This is a genomic window from Micromonospora sp. URMC 106 (genome assembly GCF_051386395.1).
Taxonomy (GTDB): Bacteria; Actinomycetota; Actinomycetes; order Mycobacteriales; family Micromonosporaceae; genus Micromonospora.
In genome coordinates, this window is sequence record NZ_JBPQTP010000017.1 from 26513 (window position 1) to 46105 (window position 19593).

Genomic DNA, 19593 nt, shown 5'->3' on the forward strand with positions numbered 1-19593 from the left:
GAGCCATGACCGACCGCGACCACGTCGACCGCCACGTCGAGCGCTGGCTGCCGATCCTGCCGACGCTCGACCCCGACATCGAAGGGGCGGTGACCCGGATCCAGTTCCTCACCCGCCACCTGCGCGACGTCAAGGAGCGGACCCTCGTCGGCTTCGACCTGCACGGGCACGAGTACGACACCCTGCACGCCCTGGCCGGGCGAGGAGGTCGGGCGGCCCCGTCGGACCTGGCGCGCGACCTGGCGATGGCTCCCGCCTCCGTCACCGCCCGGGTCGACGCGCTGCTCCGGCGCGGCTTCGTGCGCCGGATCCCGTCCACCACCGATCGGCGGCGGGTCGACGTGGAGCTGACCGAGGCGGGCCGGGCCGCCTGGCACGGGGCCATGGACGTGCGGGGCGCCGAGGAGCACCGGCTGTTCGCCGCCCTCACCCCACCGGAGCGGCGCCTGCTGTCCGACCTGCTGCGCCGGGTCGTGCTGCGCGCCGAGCAGCCGCGCGACTGATCGACCCGGCGAGGAAATGCCGTGGCGGCGATCGTGCGCCTGCTGGCAGGGTGGCCGGCATGACGGCGCGGGACGTGGCGGGGGCACTCGCCGACGACGTACGACGGCGGGTCTTCGCGGCGATCGTGCTGGGCGGCGCGGACGCCGCGGCGGTGGCCGACCGGACCGGCCTGTCGGCGCGGCAGGTGGTCACCGCCCTCCGGCGCCTCGTCGACGCGGGCCTGGTGGCCGGCGGCGACGGTGAGCTGCGGGTGGACGCCGACCGGTTGCGCGAGGCCGCCCGCACCCCGGCGCGGCCCCGCCCGGCGGGGGAGGCCGCCGACCGGGTGCTGCGCACGTTCCTGCGTGACGGCGTCCTGGTCGGACTGCCGGCACAGCGCGGCCGCCGCAGGGTGCTGCTGGCGCACGTCGCGACGTCATTCGAGCCGGGGGTGCGCTATCCGGAGCGGGCCGTGGACGAGCTGCTGCGGCGCTGGTGCGAGGGCGGCGGCTGCGACCACGTGACCGTGCGGCGGTACCTGATCGACGAGCAGTTGCTGGCCCGCGAGCAGGGCGTCTACTGGCGCGTCGGCGACTGACCGTCCGCGCCGCGAACCGTCTGCTCCGGGAGCACCTTGTTAGCCTCGGCGTATGACCTCGTGCACGCCGGGCGGCACCCCTGACCTCATGTTCATGCTCTCCTGGGCCAGCCACGCGCTGATGACGGAGCATGCCGCGGGCCTGGCCGAACTCGGCATCTCGCCGCGGGCGCACTGCGTGCTGCTCAAGGCCCGGCCGGGCGGGCTGACGCAGCGCCAACTCGGCGAGCTGTGCGGGATCGACAAGACCACGATGGTCGTCACCCTCGACCAGTTGGAGACCGCCGGGCTGGCGCGGCGACGCCCGTCACCCGGCGACCGGCGGGCCCGCCTGGTGGAGGTCACCCCGGAGGGCGAAAAGGTCCTCGTCCAGGCCCAGCAGATCGCCGCCCGGATCCAGGACGACGTGCTCTCCGCGCTGCCCGAGGCCGATCGCGCGGTGTTCCTGCGGTCGATCACGAGCCTGGTCGGCGGCCGGCTCAGCGGCGCCGGCGCCTGCGGCCCGGCCGGACGCGACGGATGTTAGTTCCGCGCTAGATAGTCCCGAGCAAGACGATCTGCTACGGTCGCATCTGTTGGTGTCCCCCTGACTTCAGGAGCAGCCGTGAGCGCGACCGCACAAACCGCCCCCGCCACCTCGTCCACCCGCCGGCGCGCGCTCGGCGTCGGCGCCGCCGTCCTGGCCTGCGCGCTGATCTGGACCGTCGGCGCGCTCGCCGGGGTCGACTACACCGTCGAGAACCCCGGCCAGCCCGCCTTCACCGTCGTCCTCGCCCCCGTCGTCCTCTTCTCCCTCGTCTCGGCCCTGGTCGGCTGGGTCGGGCTGGTCGTGCTGGAGCGTTTCCTCGGCCCGCGGGCCGGCGTCGTCTGGACGGTCCTGGCGGTGCTGCTGGCCCTGCTCTCCCTCGCCCCGGTCTTCGCCACCGAGGCCACCGGCGGGGCCAAGATCGCCCTGGGTGCGATGCACCTGGCGGTGGCCGCGGTTTTGATTCCCCTGCTGCCGGCCCGCCGCGGCTGACCAGCCCGTCCGCGTCGCGCCGGGGGCACCGGCCACCCGGCTCGATCAGCTCGGTGGACCGGTGGGGCCGGCGCGCGGATATCCGGTTGCCCCGACCGTGATGATCGACGGGTGACGACCACAGACTGGACGGTGACCCCGACCCACCCCGACCATCCCGACGCGGTGGCCCTGCTCGAGGCGTACTACGAGGAGATGGTCCGCCGCTACCACGGCCGCCCGGTCCGCCCGGGCGAGGTCGCGGCGGCGATGGCCGACGAGCCGAGCCACGACCTGACCGCGCCCACCGGGTTCTTCCTCGTGGGGTATCGCGACGGCCGCCCCGCCGCCTGCGCCGGGCTGCGGTTGCGGCCCGACTGGGCGGAGCTCACCCGGGTGTACGTGAGCCCGGCGCACCGCGGCCACGGCGGCGGCGCGGTGCTGCTCGCCGCCGTGGAGGAGCGGGCCCGCGCCGCCGGGATCGCCCGGATCCGGCTGGACACCCGCAGCGACCTCGTCGAGGCCCGCGCCCTGTACGCGCGGCACGGCTACCGCGAGATCCCGGCGTTCAACGACGACGTCTACGCCCAGCACTGGTTCGAGAAGGTCCTCGAGCTGACGCCTCCGGCGGCGCGCGCCGGTATTGGCTGATCAAACCGCGCTGGCGGGGCCCGGTCCGACCGAACCCCGCCAGCGGCGGCACCACCACTCAGTTGTCGAAGATCGCGCTGTGGATGTCCACGGGGTTGGTGGCGTTGTTGGTGGCCACGCCGTACACGGCCACGAAGACGCCGTTGTTCGACACCAGGCCGGTGTAGTCACCGATCATGCGTCCCGCGCTCGTCGCCGGGAGCTTCCGCGTGTCGAACGGCCCCTCGATGTGCTGCTCGCGCCACGCCCCGGGCTGCGTGCAGTCCTTCGCGCAGGTGATGGCCCACAGGTCGGTGGGCAGGGTGGCGGGGTCGGGCGTGTTGTTGCGGAAGTCGTAGTACGTGATGGCGACGGTGCCGTCCTCGGCCGCGGCGACGACCGGTACGGCGGCGGAACCGGTGGGCGTCTTGTCCACCCGGATCGGGCTGGACCAACTCTTCCCACCGTCCGTCGAGCGGGAGTAGTCCACGTGGAACGTGCCGTCGGCGGCCTGGCTCTGCCAGACGGCGTTCACCACCTGGCTGTTCGGCCGGGCGGCCAGCAGCGGCAGGGAGGCGTTGCGTACCGGGTCGCCCGAGTTGTCCGGGTCCGGGATGCGGGGGCCCACCGCGAACGGGGCCGGCACGTCCAGCGTCGGCGCCGACCAGGTCCGGCCGCCGTCGGTCGAGCGGATGACCTGGGTGGCGGATTCGGTGTTGGTCTCGTAGTGCATGCCCATCACCAGCGTGCCATCCGCGAGGGGCACCAACTGGGTGCCGATGGCGCCGCTGTTGTTCGGGAAGTCGTACACCTTGCGCGTGGTCCAGGTGCGCCCGTCGTCGGTCGACTTCGCCAGGTAGATCGGCTGCACCCAGCCCGCCTCCGTGCTGTCGACGCGGTCCCACACCGCGTAGACGACGCCCGGGCGGTAGGGGTCCGCGGTCACCGTGGGGCGATCGTTGAAGAACCGCGGGTTGTCGTCCCGCTGGAGGGTGACCGGGGCGTCCCAGTTCTGGCCGCCGTCAGCGGACCGGGCCACCAGGATGGCGGTCACGTCGCCGGCGCGCGACAGCGAGAACGCCGCGGCCACCGCCGTACCCGACGGGGTGACCGTGATCCAGTGGTCGGTCGTGACGTCGTAGTCCCCGCCGTTGGCGGCCGTGCCGCCGGTGCAGCGGGAGAAGGCGGGCAGGTTCTGGGACCGCTTCCAGCTCAGGCCGAAGTCGTCCGACACGGCGGTGACCGCGCCGTTGCTGCCGTAGCGGTTCCAGCGGTCCTGCTGGAACACCGTGACGAGGTGCCACGGACGGTTCGGGTCCCGCGCCACCACGGGCAGGGCTTCGGTGTTCGGGTTCAGCGTGTAGCCGTCGGTCGGGGGAAGTCCGCAGCCTGCCGGCAGCGGGCTGACGCCCGAGACCGGCCGCACGATGGCGGCTGCGGGAGCTGCGGAGCCTTCCGCGGAGGCGGGCTGCGCGACGGCGCAGGCGAACAGGACGGCCGTCGCGGACAACAATGCCCTGGAGCGTCGGATCACGGACCTTCCTCGTCTTTCGTCGGTAGATCGTCCACAGGGGACGCTACTGCCTCATTGGGGAGATTGGAACGCCGCATCGTTTGGCCGGCACGTGAGACGAGGCACGCTGTCGCCGGGCGCTCGGGGCACCGTCCACATGTCAGCCCCAGGGCACCCGGCGGCGCCCCGGGGCTGATCCCGCCGCCGGCCCCACGCCGCATGCCGACCGGCTTGACGACGCCCGCGCGGCGCGCTAAATAAGGAACAGGAAGTTGAGTCACCCAGACTCAACCAGATACCTTCGGCCAGGAGAACCGAGGAGGCAGGACCATGCTGATGCGCACCGACCCGTTCCGTGAGATCGACCGGCTCACCGAGCAGTTCTTCGGCACCGCCGCGCGCCCGGCGGTCATGCCGCTGGACGCCTACCGCGACGGGGACTGGTTCTACGCGGCGTTCGACCTGCCCGGCGTCGACCCGGACAGCATCGACTGCACCGTGGAGCGCAACGTGCTGACCGTCCGCGCGCAGCGGCGCCGGCCCGCCGGCGACAACGTCGAACTCGTCGCCGCCGAACGCCCGATGGGCACCTTCACCCGGCGGCTGTTCCTCGGCGACACCCTCGACACCGACAAGCTCGAGGCCGGCTACGACAACGGCGTGCTGACGCTGCGCATCCCGGTGGCTGAGCGGGCCAAGCCCCGCCGGGTCACCGTCACGGCCGGCGCCAACGGCAACGGCCGCAAGGAGATCAGCGCCTGAGCACCAGGCGGGGGCGGAACGGGCGGTGCGCCCCGTCCCGCCCCCGGTCACGTCCCACGAGGGGCGGGGCGGTCGGCCCGCTGCGGATAGAGGGCGGCCAGGTTGTGCGCGGTGGCGCGGAACCGCTCGCGCAGCTCGGCCGGGGCGAGCACCTCCACCTGCGCGCCGAGCTTGAGCAGCTCCACGTGCCCGTGCTTCACCGACTCGATCGGCACCGTCGTGCGCACCCAGCCGGCCGGGTCCGGCGCCGAGGCCGCCGCCCGCGCCGCCCGGCTCATGGCCGGCGGGAGGACGTGCGCCGCCAGTTCCAGCGCCGCCGTCGTCATCCGCACCCGGGCCTCGTCGCGGTACACGCCCCGCTCGTACCGCTCGGCGTGCTCCTGCCAGCAGCGGGCCAGGTCGAAGCCGTCCGGGCGGTCGAACCCCTCGTCGAGGACGGTCAGGTCCAGCACCGCCCCGACCCGGTAGGTACGCACCTGCCCGCCCGCGTCGGCCACCAGGTACCAGCGGCCCGCCTTGAGCACCACGCCCAGCGGGGCGAGCGTCCGGGTCACCTCCCGCGGGGTCTTCCACCGCCGGTAGCGCACCTGCACACGCCGGTCCTCCCACACCGCCCGGGCCAGCTCCGCCAGGTGGGGGGTGTCTTCGGGCTCACGGAACCAGGTGGGGGCGTCGAGGTGGAACCGCTGCCGGATCCGCCCGCCCCGGTCGGCCAGCTCCGCCGGCAGCGCGGCGCGCAGCTTCAGCTCGGCGGCGGCGAGCACCGACCCGAGGCCCAGCTCGGCGGCGGGCCCCGGCATGCCGGCCAGGAACAGTGCCTCCGCCTCGCCGGCGGTCAACCCGGTCAGCCGGGTGCGGTAGCCGTCGAGCAGCCGGTACCCCCCGGCGGGGCCGCGCTCGGCGTACACCGGGACGCCGGCGGCGCCGAGCGACTCCACGTCCCGGTAGATGGTGCGCACCGACACCTCCAGGGCCTCGGCGAGCTGCGGGGCGGTCATCCGGCCCCGGGTCTGCAGGAGCAGCAGCAGGGAGACCAGCCGACTCGCGCGCACCGCCCGACCGTACCGCCCGCCGACGGCGGGACATCGGTGGCCGGCGGCGTCGGGTCGTGCCGGACTCTGCGGCGGTCGGAGCAGCCGAGCCCGAGGCGGTCGGCTGCCACCGGCGCTGGCGGGTGGCCGACGGCCGGGTGGTCGAGGAGTCGGCGGTGGCGCCGATCGCGTAGGGCGCGCCTCCGCCCGTTTGCCAGCCGGGGCTGAGAACCTTTTTCACATGCTGTCCCCGAACGCTCCGGCGCGGCCCCGCCAGTCGCCGGCGCCGGCCCTGCCCGGTGGGCCGACCGACTTCACCGAGGCGTGGCTGCGCAACCGGCGGCTGTCCGAGCACACCCGGGACGCGTACCGGCGCGACGTCGCCGGGTGGCTCGGCTGGTGCGCCGCCCGCGAACTGGACCCGCTGCACGCGAACTTCCTGCACGTCAACGAGTACGCCCGGGCGCTGGAGGCGACGCTGGCCGCGCGCAGCGGCAAGCCGCTCACCCCGGCCACCGTCGCCCGCCGGCTCTCCGCGCTGTCGAGCTGGTACGACTTCCTGGTCAAGCTGCGCGCCGTGGAGGCCAACCCGGTCGCCGGCGCCGACCGGCCCCGCATCGACCGCGATCACTCCGCGACGGTGGGGCTCAGCCCGGAGGAGGTGGACGCGCTGCTCGCCGCCGCCGAGGCCGACACCGGGCCGACCGCCGCCCGCAACCGGGCCGCCATCGCCCTGCTGGCCGACCTCGGGCTGCGCGTCGGGGAACTGGTCTCGCTCGACCTGACCGATCTCGGCGCCGAGCGGGGCCACCGCAGCGTCCGGTTCGTCGGCAAGGGCGGCAAGTCCCGCCGCCGCGCCCTCACCCCCGGCACCGCGTACGCCCTCGACGCGTACCTGGCCCAGCGGGCGGCCGCGCAGGGCGTCGCGGTGCAGGAGCTGACCGGCCCGCTGCTGGTCACCGCCACCGGGGCCCGACTGGACCGGCACGCCGTGTTCCGGCTGGTGCGCCGGCTGGCCCGCGCCGCCGGCATCCCGGCCTGGGCGAAGCTGTCACCGCACTCGCTGCGGCACGCCTTCGCCACCACCGCCCGCGCCGAGGGCGTCCCGCTCGAGGACGTGCAGGACGCGATGGGCCACGCCGACCCGCGTACCACCCGCCGCTACGACCGGGACCGGCACAACCTCGACCGCGACCCCGCGTACGCCATCTGGGCCGCCCGCGCCCGCCGGCGCGGCTGACCGGCCCGGCTGCCGCAGCCCCGCCCGCGGCCCGTGCGCGGCGTCGGACCGTGCCCGCCGCGCACGGTCCCCGCGCCGGGCTGCGGGAGCGCGGCGGGCGGCGGCGGTCAGCCCTGGGGGCGGGGGCAGATGCAGAACGGCTGCCCGGCCGGGTCGGTCAGCACCACCCACCGGTCGCCGCCGGGCTGGAAGTCCGGCTTGGTGGCGCCGGCGGCGACGAACTCCTGCTCGGCCCGCGCGAGGTCGTCGACGTACAGGTCGAGGTGGTAGCGCTTGCCGGTGTCCGCGTCCGGCCAGGACGGCGGCCGGTACCCCTCGACGAGGCCGAACCCGACGGCGACGCCCCCGGCGGTGACCATCGCGTACTCCGGCTGGCTGTGGGTGATCTCCCCGCCGAGGACGCGCTGCCAGAACGCGGCGTGGGCGACGGGGTCGGGGCTGTCGAGGTTGACCATGGCGAGGTCGGCGGTGACTGTCATGCCCGGCAGTCTGCCGCGCGTACCTGCCATCCTGTGTCAGGTACGCGCGCCGTCCTCGCGGCGCCGGCGCCCCGCTGAGGCGCCGGCGCTGGCCGCCGCGACCGCGCCGACTTCCTGCGGACGGCCCCGTCGGTTCTCTACGGTCGACGGGTGGGCGCTGAGCAGCCGTGGAACCGGCCGGCCCGGCGGCGCCGGCCGGTGCGCACCGGGCTGGTGTTCGCGGGCGTCGCCGTGCTGCTGTGCTGCGTCGGGGTGGCCGGTCTCGGCGCCTGGAACGTGCAGGTGGTCACGCAGGCCAGCGGCCCGGTGCGGGAGACCGCCGACGGGTTCCTGCGCTCGGTCGCGGCGGGCGACACGGACGGCGCGTACGACCGGCTCTGCGCCGACGCGCGCAGCCGCTGGAGCCCGATCGGGTTCACCAGTTGGATGCGCACCCCGCCGCTGGTCAGCGGCTACGAGATCCTCGACGTGTCGGTGGCGACGCGCGGTGGCCGCCCGCACGGCACGGTGACGGTGCGGCTGACCCGCGACAGCGGCCTCACCGAGGAGCGGAAACTGTCGGTCGTGCGGGAGGACGGGGACTGGCGGGTGTGCGGTGACCCGTACTGACTCCTCAGCGGCGCGGGCCGAGCTCGCCGGCCCGGTAGTGCCGCCGGCAGAGCACCTGGTAGCGCACCTCGGCGGTGTCCACGGTGTCGCCGATGACGACCTGCTGGCCCTCGCGGACCACCCGCCCGCCGACGACGCGGGCGTTGAGCAGCCCCTCCCGGCCGCACCAGCACAGCACCTCGACCTGGATGCGGGCCACCTCGTCGGCGAGTTCGAACAGCCGCTGGGCGGCCGGGAACAGGCAGGACCGGAAGTCCGTGGCCAGCCCGAACGCGTACACGTCGACGTCGTAGCTGTCGACCAGCTCGGCCATCTGCTCGATGTGTTCCAGGTTGTAGAACGAGGCCTCGTCGCAGATGAGGTAGTCGACGCGGACCCCCTCGGCCCACGTGTCGCGCACCAGCGCGACCAGGTCCAGCTCGTCGGTGACCTCGACGGCCTCGTGGGCCAGCCCGATGCGGGTGGTGACCTGCGGGCCGAGTGAGCGGTCGATGCGGGTGGTGACCAGACCCCGGCGGCCCTGCCGGGCGTGGTTGTGGTTCATCTGCAGGGCCATCGTGGACTTGCCGCAGTCCATCGGGCCCCAGAAGAACTTCAACGCCGCCGCGTGCAGCGGACGCCCGTCCACGCCCCGCGCCGCGGCGCAGCCGGCGGATGATTCGTCGGGGCCCAGCGGCGGGCGCGCCAAACAGGTCGGGGCGGCGGCGTGGTCGGTCACGGACGGGCAGCCTAGCCGATCGGCGCTCCCCGATCCGGCCGGCGCGGGCCGTGCCGGCTCAGAGCACCCGGGGCGGGGTGTTGCCGGCGGCGACGATCGCCCGGCGGATCGGCACGGCCAGCAGCAGCAGGAACCCGACGACGAAGAAGATCAGCAGGGAGACCAGGCCCACCCGGTACGAGGAGGTGAGCTGGAACACCAGGCCGAAGGCCAGCGGCCCGAGCCAGCTGGTGCCCTTGTCGCTGATCTCGTAGAAGCCGTAGTACTCGCCCTCCTTGCCGGCGGGGATGAGCTGGCTGAACAGCGACCGGCTCAGCGCCTGGCTGCCACCGAGCACCAGGCCGATGGCCGCGCCGAGGACCATGAACGGCACCGGCGCCTCGGCGGGCAGCCGGAACGCGCCGAGGATCACCCCGGTCCACAGCACCAGGCTGATCAGCACGGTCTTCCAGGCGCCGATGCGCTTGGCGAGGGCGCCGAGCAGCAGCGCGCCGCCGAAGGCGAGGAACTGCACCAGCAGGATGGTCACGATCAGGGTGCTCTGCCCGAGGTTCAGCTCCTCGGTGCCGTACTGGCTGGCCAGGGCGATGACGGTCTGGATGCCGTCGTTGTAGACCAGGAACGCGAGCAGGAAGAACAGCGTCAGCGGGTACGCCTTCATCTCCCGCAGGGTGCGGCCGAGCTGCCGGAACCCGTCGGTGAGCGGGTTGCCGCCGGCGAGCGCGGCGGCGGTGGGATGTTCGCGCAGCCAGCGCAGGGGGACCAGGGTGAACGCCGCCCACCACAGCCCGGCGGACACGATCGACCAGCGGGCGAGGTCCAGGGTGCGCTGGTGGTCGCCCTCCTCGCCGAGCATGCTCACCGCGACCAGGTTGAGCGCGAGCAGCAGGCCGCCGCCGAGGTAGCCCAGCGCCCAGCCGCGGCTGGAGATGCCGTCGCGGTCGTCGGGGCCGCCGAGCTGCGGCAGGAACGAGTTGTAGACCACGACGCCGGCGCCGAAGGCGATGTTCGCGACCACGAACAGCGCCCCGCCGAGCAGGTACCGGTCGCCGGTGACGAAGAGCATGCCGACGGTGGCGCCGGCGCCGGTGAAGGCGGCGGCGGCCAGCAGCCGCTTCTTGTGCGCCGAGCGGTCGGCGATCGCGCCGACGATCGGCAGCGCGAACACGGTGAGGAACACCGACAGCGACACCAGGTACGGGAAGTACGAGCCGGCGGCGACCTTGATGCCCAGCGGGTACACGTGCCCGGAGCAGGTGTCGGCGCCGAGTTCGCAGCCGGCGGCGAGTTCGGTGACGGTGGTCAGGAACGGGCCGAGGAACACGGTGATCACCGTGGTGGAGAAGGCGGACATCGCCCAGTCGTAGAAGTACCAGCCGGTGCGTTCGCGGCGGGTGCTCGCCGGGGCGGGGGTGTCGCCCACCGTGGGGGCGGCGGTCTCGGCCATCGGGGTCCTTCGAGGCGGGTCAGGCGGCCCAGTGGCCGCGGCTGCGGTAGACGTCGCGCAGCACGCCGACGTGATCGGTCATGATGCCATCCACTCCAAGATCAAGTAACTCGTGCATCTCGGCAGGTTCGTCGATCGTCCAGACGTGCACGTGCAGTCCGAGTCGGTGGGCGTAGCGCAGGAACCGGCTGTCCACCACGCGCACCCGCCCGTAGCGCACCGGCACCTGGGCGGCGACGACCGACGGGGGCAGCCGCAGCGCCCGGCCGGTCAGCGAGGCCATCCGTAGCCGGGCCACCCCGCGCATGCCGAGGCCGGTGGCGATCCGGCCCTCGGTCAGCGCGCGCAGCCGGGTCAGCCGGGCGTCGCTGAACGAGGCGAGCAGCACCCGGTCGCCGGCCTTGCCGCGCGCGACGGCCGTCACCGTCGGGTCGACGCCGTCGTCGGCCTTGACGTCGATGTTGAAGCGCACCTCGGGCCAGGCGTCGAGGACCTCGTCGAGGCGGGGCACCACGGCGGCGCCGCCGACGCGCACCGAGGCCAGGTCGGCCCAGCGCAGGTCGGCGATGCGCCCCGGCTCGCCGGTGACCCGGGTGAGGGTGGCGTCGTGGAAGATCACCGCCACGCCGTCGGCGGTGCCGTGCACGTCGGTCTCCACGTACCGGTAGCCGAGCCCGATCGCGCGGGCGAACGCCGCGGTGGTGTTCTCGTCGCCCTCGGCGGCGCCGCCGCGGTGGGCGAAGGCCAGTGGCGCGGGGGCGTCCAGGTAGGGGTGACCGGTCAGCACGCGACGCAGTATGCCGGTCCCCGGTGGCCGCGCGGCGACCAGCCCGTGACCGTCGATCGCCCGCGGGCGGCGACGCCGGAGTCGTCGCCGGATCACCGATGCCGGCCGCGCCCGCGTCGGGCGCGCGTGGGGGTACCGGCCGGTGCGGTGCCGCTGGTTGTCCTGGGGTGCAGCGAAGCGGCCAGGGCGTGCCGCGCATCGCCGCCGAGAGCGGGCGCGACCCGTTCGGCGGGGGCGGGTGAGGGCTCGGACGAGGTGGGTTCAGGCGGTGGGGCGGCGGCGGTGGGAGCGGCTGGTGTCGGCGGGCCGGCCCGGGTCGACGTGGCGGGGCCGGTCGGGTTCGTCGGGCCGCAGCGGAACGAGGGCGTCGGTGATGGCGTCGATGATCCGGTCGGTGGCGAGCCGGGCCGCGCCGGGCGTGCCGTGCGTGACGCCGGTCAGGTCGACCGGGTCACCGAAGTGCACCCGGACCACGGGGCGTCGCCACACCGCCCGGGCGACGCCGCGCAGCAGTCCCTTCGGGGCGCGGTAGGGCAGCACCTCGTGCGCGCCCCACTGGGCGACCGGGATCACCGGCGCGCCGCAGGCCAGGGCGAGGCGGGCGGTGCCGGTCTTGCCGCGTTCGGGCCACAGGCCCGGGTCCAGGCCGATGCGACCCTCCGGGTAGACCAGGATCATCGAGCCGCTGGCGACGGCCGCCGCGGCGTCGTCGAGGGCCTGGTGCACGGCACTGGTGCCCCGGTCGACGCGGATGTGCCCGGCGCGGCGCATCGCAGCGCCGATGACGGGGGTGCGGAACAGCCCGCCGGTGGCCATGATCCGGGGGGCGACGCCCCGGGCGCGGCAGGCGGCGGCGAGCACGACCGGGTCGAACGGGCTGATGTGGTTGGCGGCCAGGACCAGGGGACCGCGGCGCAGCGCGTCGGGCACGTCCCCGCTGACCTCCAGGCGGGCGACGAGCGCGACGACGACGCGGGCGAGCAGTTGCGCGGCACGCCAGATCAGCGGTGGCTGCCAGGTCGAACGGGCGGTGTCCATCAGCCGGCAATCGTCGCACGCACGTGCCACGCCGCCGGCGCGGGGCGTCCGCCGGGGCCAGGATCGCGGGTCGCGCGGCAGGGGTGATCAGGGTCATTGGTCCCGGACCGATCAGGGCCCCCCGGCCCTGCCGACTTCTCTACGACGGGCGGTAGTATTTACTACGTCCCGTAGTACGCATGGCTGGGGGTTTCTGGTGGACGCGTTGGACGTCGCCCGCTGGCAGTTCGGTGTCACCACCGTCTACCACTTTCTCTTCGTGCCGCTGACCATCGGCCTGTCCGCGCTGGTGGCGATCCTGCAGACGCTGTGGCACCGCACCGGCAACGAGAAGTACCTCAAGCTCACCAAGTTCTACGGCAAGCTCTTCCTGATCAACTTCGCCATGGGCGTGGTGACCGGCATCGTGCAGGAGTTCCAGTTCGGCATGAACTGGAGCGACTACTCACGCTTCGTCGGCGACATCTTCGGCGCCCCCCTGGCGATCGAGGCGCTGGTCGCGTTCTTCCTGGAGTCGACCTTCATCGGCCTGTGGATCTTCGGCTGGGACCGGCTGCCCAAGCGGCTGCACCTGGCCAGCATCTGGGCCGCCGCGATCGGCAGCAACCTCAGCGCGTACTTCATCCTCGCGGCGAACTCGTTCATGCAGAACCCGGTCGGCTACCGGATCAACCCCGACACCGGCCGCGCCGAGCTCACCGACTTCGTCGCCGTACTGACCAACAGGGTCGCCCTGATCACCTTCCCGCACACGATCGCCGGCGCGTTCCTGGTCGCCGGCTCGCTGCTGGTCGCCGTCGCCATGTGGCACCTGGTACGCAACCGCGACTCCGCCGACACCCCCGCCTACCGCTTCGCCGCCAAGTTCGGCTCCTGGGTCACCCTCGTCTCCGCCGCCGCCGTCGCCATCACCGGCGACATCCAGGGCAAGATCATGACCCAGGTGCAGCCGATGAAGATGGCCGCCGCCGAGGGCCTCTACACCACCGAGAGCCCCGCCTCGTTCAGCGTCCTGACCGTCGGCAGCCTCGACGGCAGCCGGGAACTGTTCGCGCTGAAGATCCCGCACCTGCTGTCCTGGCTGGGCACCGGCGACCCGAACGGCACCGTCCAGGGCATCAACGACCTCCAGGCCCAGTACGCCGCCCAGTACGGCGCCGGCAGCTACACCCCGATCATCCCGGTCACCTACTGGAGCTTCCGCTTCATGATCGCGTTCGGGATGGCCGCCGCCGCGATCGCCCTGCTGGTCCTCTGGAGCCAGCGCAAGGGCCGCACGCCCACCAACAAGTGGCTGCTGCGCGCCGGCCTGGTCATGCCGCTGCTGCCGCTGGTCGCGAACTCCTTCGGCTGGATCTTCACCGAGATGGGCCGCCAGCCGTGGATCGTGTTCGGCGAGATGCTCACCCGCGACGGCGTGTCCCGCAGCGTCTCGCTGACCGAGGTGCTCACCTCGTTCACGGCCTTCACCCTGATCTACGCGACCCTGGCCGTGATCGAGGTCAGGCTGCTGCTGCGCTACGCCAAGGCCGGCGTGCCCGACCTGACCCCGAACCCCGAGATCGACGACAGCCACGACGACGCCGAGCGCCCGCTCGCCTTCGCCTACTGATCACCGGAGCCCACCGTGGAACTCACCACCATCTGGTTTCTGCTCGTCGCGGTCCTGTTCACCGGGTACTTCATCCTGGAGGGCTTCGACTTCGGCGTCGGGATGCTGCTGCCCGTGCTCGGCCGCGACGACCGCGAACGCCGCGTCCTGATCAACACCATCGGCCCGGTGTGGGACGGCAACGAGGTGTGGCTGATCACCGCCGGCGGCGCCATGTTCGCCGCCTTCCCCGAGTGGTACGCCACCCTGTTCTCCGGCTTCTACCTGCCACTGCTGCTGATCCTGCTCGCGCTGATCGCCCGCGGCGTCGCCTTCGAGTACCGCCACAAGCGCCCCGAGGCGTCCTGGAAGCGCCGCTGGGACACCGCCATCTTCGTCGGCTCGGTGGTGCCGGCGGTGCTGTGGGGCGTGGCGTTCGCCAACATCCTGCGCGGCGTGCCGCTGGACGCCGACCACGAATACGTCGGCGGGCTGTTCGACCTGCTCAACCCGTACGCCCTGCTCGGTGGCGCGACCACCGCGGCGCTGTTCGTGACCCACGGCGCGGTGTTCGTCGCGCTGAAGACCGTCGGCGACGTCCGCGAGCGCGCCGGCGCGCTCGCGGTGCGTCTGGGCGTGGCCACCGCCGTGCTCGCGGTCGCGTTCCTGGCCTGGACGTTGACCATCCGCTCCAGCGCGACCGCCGTCGTGTTCGCCGTCGGCGCGGCCCTCGCGCTGCTCGGCGGTCTCGCCGCCGCCCGGGTACGCCGGGAGGGCTGGGCGTTCACCGGCACCGCCGTGGCGATCGGCCTGGCCGTGGCGACGCTGTTCGCGGCGCTGTTCCCGAACGTGCTGCCCTCCACCGCAGACGCGGCCGGGACGCTGACCGCCACCAACGCCGCCTCCACCCCCTACACCCTGAAGATCATGACCTGGGTGGCGGTGGTGTTCACCCCGATCGTGCTGGCCTACCAGGGCTGGACGTACTGGGTGTTCCGCAAGCGCATCGGGGTGGCCCACATCCCGCAGCACTGACCTGCCCCCGCCGGGTGGCCGCGGGCCCCGCCGCCGCCACCCGCGCCCCAGGCCGCCACCACCTTGCGCCCCCCGACGCCGCAGCGCGGCTGACAGACGGTGGCGGGGGGGGGGGCGCCGCCACCCGCCCCGCCACCGGTACGCCTCAGCGCGCCTCGCGCAGCTCCGCCAGGCGCGCCTCGATCTCGGCCAGCTCCGCGCGCAGCTTCTCCGCCTGCTGCTCCGCCTCGGCCCGCTCCGCGGCCATGATCTGCTCCACCGCCTCGTGCACCCCCGGCACGTCGACCAGCGCCACCATCCGCAGCGCCTCCGCCGGCTTGACCACGTACGGCTTCGCGAGGGACTTGCTGCCCTGCTGCGCCGCGACCGTCCACTCGCCGTCGGCGTACGCCAACGTCACCGTCAGCCCCGCCGGGCCCTTCGGCTTGACCGCCTTCACCGCCCGCCGCGCCGGCTTCGCCTCCACCGTCTCCACCTTCGGCTCCTCCCGCTGCTCCCGCGGCGCCGGCACCCGCGCCCGGTCCAACACGAACTCCGGCTCCGCCGGCGCCGCCGGCGGCTCGGGCTCAGGCTGCGGTTCCGCCGCCTTGCGGCCCGCTCCCCGCGGCGCCACCGCCACGTCGGCGGGGGAGAAGGGCAACTCGTCGCGGCCGAACCGGACCACCACGTACTCGTCCGAGGCCGCCGGGTCGGTCAGCTCCACCACCTGCCCCACCTGCCCGGCGATCTGACCCGCCGACGCGGTGAACACCACCTTCGGTTTCCGCCCCGCCGCCAACGCCTCCCGGATGCTGCGCACGTCCTCGTCGGACAATCCCTGGCCAGCGGCACCCATCAGCAACCTCTTCCCTCGTACACCTGTTCAGATGCCTGCCTTGATACCAGCCGGCCCCGACACGCGTACGATCAACCCCCCAGCGCCCGCAGCGCCGCGTCGGCGTGCGCGTTCATGTTCAGCTCACTGTGGACCACCTCGATCACCCGCCGGTCCGTCCCGATCACGAACGTCATCCGCCGCGTGCTCAACGCGCCCAGCGGCAGCCGCCGCCGCACCCCGAACCGGTCCGCCACCACCGCGTCCGGGTCGGACAGCAGCGGATAGTCGAACCCGTGCAACCGGGAGAACTCGGCCTGCTTCGCCACCGGATCCCGGCTGATCCCCACCCGGACGGCGCCGACCGCCGCGAACTCCGCCGCCAGGTCCCGGAAGTGACAGCTCTCCGCCGTGCACCCGCGGGTCAGCGCCGCCGGGTAGAAGAACAACACCACCGGACCGGCGGCCAGGAACTCCGACAGCCGCCGCGGCGTACCCGTCTCGTCGGGCAGCTCGAAGTCCTCCACGACGTCCCCGACACCCACACCCGTCACCGCGCACCTCCACCGTCGTCACCACAGTGCGCCGAGCGTATGCGGCTGCCACACCGACCGCGTCGTGTGACGTTCCCCTCCCGTCCCGGCCGTCCCGATCACGGTAACGTCGGCCCGGCAACGACAGCAGGGGAGGCGCATTGAGTCCCGTAAGCGTCATCACCGGCGGCAGCCGGGGTATCGGCGCGGCCACCGCCCGCCGCCTGGCCCACGCCGGCCACCACGTCGCGTTCAGCTACCGCCGCGACCGCGCCGCCGCCGACAAGGTGCTCGCCGACATCGAGGCCGCCGGCGTACGCGGCCTCGCCGTGCCCGCCGACACCCGCGACCCCGGCCAGGTCGCCGCCCTGTTCGACGCCGCCGCCGACCTCGGCCCGATCACCGGGCTGGTCAACAACGCCGGCGTCACCAGCCCCATCGGCGCCTTCGTCGACCTCGACCCGGCCGACCTGCGCGACGTCGTCGACGTCAACCTCGTCGGCTACGTCCTCTGCGCCCAGCAGGCGGCCCGCCGCATGGGCAGCGGCGCCGCCATCGTCAACGTCTCCTCCGCCGCCGCCACCCTCGGCAGCCCCGGAGAGTACGTCCACTACGCCGCCGTCAAGGCCGCCACCGACACCCTCACCACCGGCCTCGCGAAGGAACTCGCCCCCCGCGGCATCCGCGTCAACGCCGTCGCCCCGGGCGTCATCCGCACCGACATCCACGTCCTGTCCGGCCAGCCCGACCGGCCCGACCGCGCGGCCGAGCGCATCCCGCTCGGCCGCGCCGGCGAACCCGACGAGGTGGCCGGCGCCATCGCCTGGCTGCTGGGCCCCGACGCCACGTACACCACCGGCGCGGTCCTGCGCGTCGCCGGCGGCCTCTGACGTCCGGCGTCGCGCTCGTTTCGACGCCGGGCCGCCGCCGTCACCGGTGCGCGGCGTTGCCGGTGCCGGGCCCACTGACGAGCCGGCCCGGCACCGTAGCGGCCGACCGCCCCGACCGGGGTGGCACGGGCGCGGTCCGCCCGACGCCACCCGGCGGGCGGCGCCCGACCGGCTCACAGGTCGAGGACCGCCTTGCCGGGGACCTGACGGGCGAGCAGGGCTTCGGCCGCGGCCGCGGCCCGCTGCCACGGGCCGCGCCAGCCGACCTGCGCGTCCAGGTGACCCTTGTCCAGCAGCCCGACAAGGTAGGCGAGGTCGTCGCCGAACGGGGTCGCCACGTTGAAGGTCTCCAACCGTCCCCGGTCGACGGAGGTGCGCGCCTGCTCGAAGTCGATCAGCGTGGGCTCGCGCGACGCCATGCCGATCGCCTGGACGATCCCACCGTCCTGCAGCCGGTGGTACGCGTCGGCCAACTGCCCGCCGCCGACGTTGTCCAGCACGCCGTACACCCGCTCGGAGAGGTTCGCCGGCCCGACGACGATCTCCGCCGCCCCGAGCTCTCGAAGCCCTTCGGCGCGGGCAAGGCTGCCCACCGAGGCGATGACGTGTGCGCCGGCGCGGGCAGCGAGCTGCGTCGCGTACCGCCCGACGCCGCCGGACGCGCCGGTGATCAGTACCCGGCGGCCGATCAGCGGTCCCAGCCGCCGCACCGCCTGCAGCGCGGTGACGCCGGCGACCGGGAGCGCGCTGGCCAGCCCGAGGTCGACGCCCTCGGGCACGGCAGCCAGATTGTTCGTGTCCACGGCGCGCAACTCGGCCCAGGCGCCGGCCCAGCCGAAGGTGACCACCCTCGTGCCCACCGCCGGGCCGGATCCGTCGTCGGCGGCCCGGACCACGACGCCCGCGGCGTCCCATCCGGAGACGTGCCCGACCTGTCCGTCGGTGGGTCGGAACGCGATCTCGCCGAAGTTGAGCGAGACAGCCGCCACCCGCACCAGTGCCTGCCCTGCCGTGGGCACCGGGTCGGGCGCGGCGCCGAGCCGGAGGCGGTGCGGAGCGGCCGGGTCGTAGATCAATGCTTGCATCGTCTGCTCCTGTGTAAGAGGGGGACCCGCCGGCCGTGCGGGCCCGCTGCGGAAGGCGGGGCCCGCACGACAGGGCGGCGGGGAAGGACCATCGGTCGGTCAGCCGTGCGTACCGGCGCTGGCCGGCACTGCGGCACCTGAACTCGCAGCCGGTAGCAGGAATTCGCTCAGGGCGGTGCTCCGCGCAAATTCCGTATTCCTGCTGTTGTCGGCGGTCAGGAGGCGAGGTGGACGAGCATCTTGCCGGTGTTGGCGCCGCGCAGCACGCCGAGGAACGCCTCCGGCGCCCGCTCGATGCCCTCGACCACCGTCTCCTCGGTGTGCAGGGTGCCGTCGGCGAGCCAGCCCGCCGCGTCTGCGATGTACTCGCCGAAGCGGTGCAGATGGTCGCTGACCAGCACGCCGCGCAGGGTCAGCCGCTTCGTGGCGGCGGCGTAGATGTTGCCGGGGCCGGGCACCGGCTCGGTGGCGTTGTAGCCGCTGATCATGCCGACCAGGGCGACCCTGCCGTGCACCCTCATGGCGTCGAGGGCGGCCTCCAGGTGGTCGCCCCCGACGTTGTCGACGTAGACGTCGATGCCCTCGGGCGCGACCGTGGCGAGCTGCTCGGTCAACGAGCCGGCCCGGTAGTCGATGGCGGCGTCGAAGCCGAAGTTCTCGACCAGCTTCCTGCCCTTCTCCGGACCTCCGGCCGAGCCGATCACTCTGGCCGCGCCGAACTTGCGGGCGAGTTGCCCGGCGACGCTGCCGACCGCGCCCGCGGCCGCCGAGACGAACACCGTGTCGCCCTGCTTCACCGGGGCGATCTCGGTGACCGCGAGGTAGGCGGTCAGCCCGGTCGTCCCGAGCGCACCCAGGTAGTCCTGGGGACGGGCGATGGTGGTGTCGACGACGACCGCCTCGGCAGCGTTCAGGACGACGTACTCGCGACAGCCCTGGAAGTGCGACACCGTAGCCCCGACCGGGATCTCCGCGACGCCGGAGGCGACCACCTCGCCGACCGCGCTCCCGTCCATCACCACGCCGAGCTGGAACGGCGGCATGTACGACTCGACGTCGTCCATCCGACCCCGCATGTAGGGGTCGACCGACATCCAGGTGTTGCGGACCAGGATCTGCCCCCGCGCCGGCTGCGGCACCGCCACCTCGACCACCTCGAAGTTCTCCGGTCCCGGCTCACCGACCGGGCGGGAGACCAGGCGGATCTCGCGGCCGACGATCGTGCTGTCACTCATGTCATTGCCCTTCGCCACAGTGGGTCGTTCCTTGACGCCCTCCACCCTGCGGGCCGGCACTTCAGGTCCTCCCCAGGT

Annotated in this window: 22 protein-coding genes; 11 read left to right on the forward strand and 11 right to left on the reverse strand. The window is 73.8% G+C overall.

What is annotated here, in order from left to right; genetic code table 11:
- Positions 1-5: 5 nt before the first annotated feature.
- The 5 genes from ACSNOB_RS08470 to ACSNOB_RS08490 all read left to right on the forward strand — a co-directional run bounded on the left by ACSNOB_RS08470 (position 6) and on the right by ACSNOB_RS08490 (position 2729).
- Positions 6-503: a MarR family winged helix-turn-helix transcriptional regulator gene (locus ACSNOB_RS08470; protein WP_436686018.1), complete on the forward strand. Its 498-nt coding sequence runs from the start codon at positions 6-8 to the stop codon at positions 501-503.
- Between the two features lie 59 nt (positions 504-562).
- A complete protein-coding gene (locus ACSNOB_RS08475) occupies positions 563-1081 on the forward strand; it encodes a DUF2087 domain-containing protein (RefSeq protein WP_436686019.1) in 519 nt (172 codons plus the stop codon).
- Between the two features lie 52 nt (positions 1082-1133).
- Positions 1134-1607: a MarR family winged helix-turn-helix transcriptional regulator gene (locus ACSNOB_RS08480; RefSeq protein ID WP_436686020.1), complete on the forward strand. Its 474-nt coding sequence runs from the start codon at positions 1134-1136 to the stop codon at positions 1605-1607.
- A gap of 78 nt (positions 1608-1685) precedes the next feature.
- Positions 1686-2099: a DUF6069 family protein gene (locus ACSNOB_RS08485; RefSeq protein WP_436686021.1), complete on the forward strand. Its 414-nt coding sequence runs from the start codon at positions 1686-1688 to the stop codon at positions 2097-2099.
- A gap of 111 nt (positions 2100-2210) precedes the next feature.
- Positions 2211-2729: a GNAT family N-acetyltransferase gene (locus ACSNOB_RS08490; protein WP_436686022.1), complete on the forward strand. Its 519-nt coding sequence runs from the start codon at positions 2211-2213 to the stop codon at positions 2727-2729.
- 58 nt (positions 2730-2787) lie between these two features.
- On the opposite strand, the gene ACSNOB_RS08495 is transcribed toward ACSNOB_RS08490, so the two are convergent.
- Positions 2788-4242, reverse strand: coding sequence for a sialidase family protein (locus ACSNOB_RS08495; RefSeq protein ID WP_436686023.1), 1455 nt, complete (start codon positions 4240-4242; stop codon positions 2788-2790).
- 309 nt (positions 4243-4551) lie between these two features.
- Between ACSNOB_RS08495 and ACSNOB_RS08500 the strand changes: the two genes are divergently transcribed.
- Positions 4552-4983: an Hsp20/alpha crystallin family protein gene (locus ACSNOB_RS08500; RefSeq protein WP_436686024.1), complete on the forward strand. Its 432-nt coding sequence runs from the start codon at positions 4552-4554 to the stop codon at positions 4981-4983.
- A gap of 47 nt (positions 4984-5030) precedes the next feature.
- On the opposite strand, the gene ACSNOB_RS08505 is transcribed toward ACSNOB_RS08500, so the two are convergent.
- Entirely contained in the window at positions 5031-6035 is a 1005-nt protein-coding gene (locus ACSNOB_RS08505; RefSeq protein ID WP_436686025.1) for a helix-turn-helix transcriptional regulator, read from the reverse strand.
- A gap of 220 nt (positions 6036-6255) precedes the next feature.
- On the opposite strand from ACSNOB_RS08505, the gene ACSNOB_RS08510 reads away from it, so the two are divergent.
- Positions 6256-7254 carry a tyrosine-type recombinase/integrase gene (locus tag ACSNOB_RS08510; RefSeq protein WP_436686026.1) on the forward strand — a complete coding sequence of 333 codons (999 nt, stop codon included), beginning with the start codon at positions 6256-6258 and terminating at the stop codon, positions 7252-7254.
- A gap of 107 nt (positions 7255-7361) precedes the next feature.
- Here the strand turns inward: ACSNOB_RS08510 and ACSNOB_RS08515 are convergent, their stop codons facing one another.
- Positions 7362-7733, reverse strand: coding sequence for a VOC family protein (locus tag ACSNOB_RS08515; RefSeq protein ID WP_436686027.1), 372 nt, complete (start codon positions 7731-7733; stop codon positions 7362-7364).
- Positions 7734-7883: 150 nt separating this feature from the next.
- On the opposite strand from ACSNOB_RS08515, the gene ACSNOB_RS08520 reads away from it, so the two are divergent.
- A complete protein-coding gene (locus ACSNOB_RS08520; protein WP_436686028.1) occupies positions 7884-8342 on the forward strand; it encodes an Rv0361 family membrane protein in 459 nt (152 codons plus the stop codon).
- A 4-nt stretch (positions 8343-8346) separates the two neighbouring features.
- Here ACSNOB_RS08520 and ACSNOB_RS08525 read toward each other — a convergent pair whose 3' ends face one another.
- The 4 genes from ACSNOB_RS08525 to ACSNOB_RS08540 form a co-directional block, all read right to left on the reverse strand.
- Positions 8347-9060 (reverse strand): thymidine kinase, encoded by a 714-nt coding sequence (locus ACSNOB_RS08525; protein WP_393107770.1) that lies wholly within the window; start codon positions 9058-9060, stop codon positions 8347-8349.
- 58 nt (positions 9061-9118) lie between these two features.
- A complete protein-coding gene (locus tag ACSNOB_RS08530; protein WP_436686029.1) occupies positions 9119-10507 on the reverse strand; it encodes an MFS transporter in 1389 nt (462 codons plus the stop codon).
- Positions 10508-10526: 19 nt separating this feature from the next.
- A complete protein-coding gene (locus ACSNOB_RS08535; RefSeq protein WP_436686030.1) occupies positions 10527-11294 on the reverse strand; it encodes a glycerophosphodiester phosphodiesterase in 768 nt (255 codons plus the stop codon).
- 261 nt (positions 11295-11555) lie between these two features.
- Positions 11556-12332, reverse strand: coding sequence for a lysophospholipid acyltransferase family protein (locus ACSNOB_RS08540; RefSeq protein ID WP_436686031.1), 777 nt, complete (start codon positions 12330-12332; stop codon positions 11556-11558).
- 196 nt (positions 12333-12528) lie between these two features.
- Here ACSNOB_RS08540 and ACSNOB_RS08545 point away from each other — a divergent pair, with 196 nt between their 5' ends.
- Together ACSNOB_RS08545 and cydB are read left to right on the forward strand one after the other, a co-directional pair.
- Positions 12529-13944 (forward strand): cytochrome ubiquinol oxidase subunit I, encoded by a 1416-nt coding sequence (locus ACSNOB_RS08545; RefSeq protein ID WP_436686032.1) that lies wholly within the window; start codon positions 12529-12531, stop codon positions 13942-13944.
- A gap of 15 nt (positions 13945-13959) precedes the next feature.
- Positions 13960-14958, forward strand: a complete 999-nt coding sequence (cydB, locus tag ACSNOB_RS08550; RefSeq protein ID WP_436686033.1) for a cytochrome d ubiquinol oxidase subunit II — start codon at positions 13960-13962, stop codon at positions 14956-14958.
- A gap of 145 nt (positions 14959-15103) precedes the next feature.
- Here the strand turns inward: cydB and ACSNOB_RS08555 are convergent, their stop codons facing one another.
- A complete protein-coding gene (locus tag ACSNOB_RS08555) occupies positions 15104-15793 on the reverse strand; it encodes a hypothetical protein (RefSeq protein ID WP_393107787.1) in 690 nt (229 codons plus the stop codon).
- 71 nt (positions 15794-15864) lie between these two features.
- Positions 15865-16326, reverse strand: coding sequence for a peroxiredoxin (locus tag ACSNOB_RS08560; protein ID WP_436686034.1), 462 nt, complete (start codon positions 16324-16326; stop codon positions 15865-15867).
- A 140-nt stretch (positions 16327-16466) separates the two neighbouring features.
- On the opposite strand from ACSNOB_RS08560, the gene ACSNOB_RS08565 reads away from it, so the two are divergent.
- The gene (locus tag ACSNOB_RS08565) at positions 16467-17195 is read left to right on the forward strand and encodes an SDR family oxidoreductase (protein ID WP_436686035.1); all 729 of its coding nucleotides are present in this window, start codon (positions 16467-16469) and stop codon (positions 17193-17195) included.
- A gap of 173 nt (positions 17196-17368) precedes the next feature.
- Here ACSNOB_RS08565 and ACSNOB_RS08570 read toward each other — a convergent pair whose 3' ends face one another.
- Positions 17369-18280 carry a zinc-binding dehydrogenase gene (locus ACSNOB_RS08570; RefSeq protein ID WP_436686036.1) on the reverse strand — a complete coding sequence of 304 codons (912 nt, stop codon included), beginning with the start codon at positions 18278-18280 and terminating at the stop codon, positions 17369-17371.
- Positions 18281-18495: 215 nt separating this feature from the next.
- Positions 18496-19515 carry an NADP-dependent oxidoreductase gene (locus tag ACSNOB_RS08575; protein ID WP_436686037.1) on the reverse strand — a complete coding sequence of 340 codons (1020 nt, stop codon included), beginning with the start codon at positions 19513-19515 and terminating at the stop codon, positions 18496-18498.
- Positions 19516-19593 lie beyond the last annotated feature (78 nt).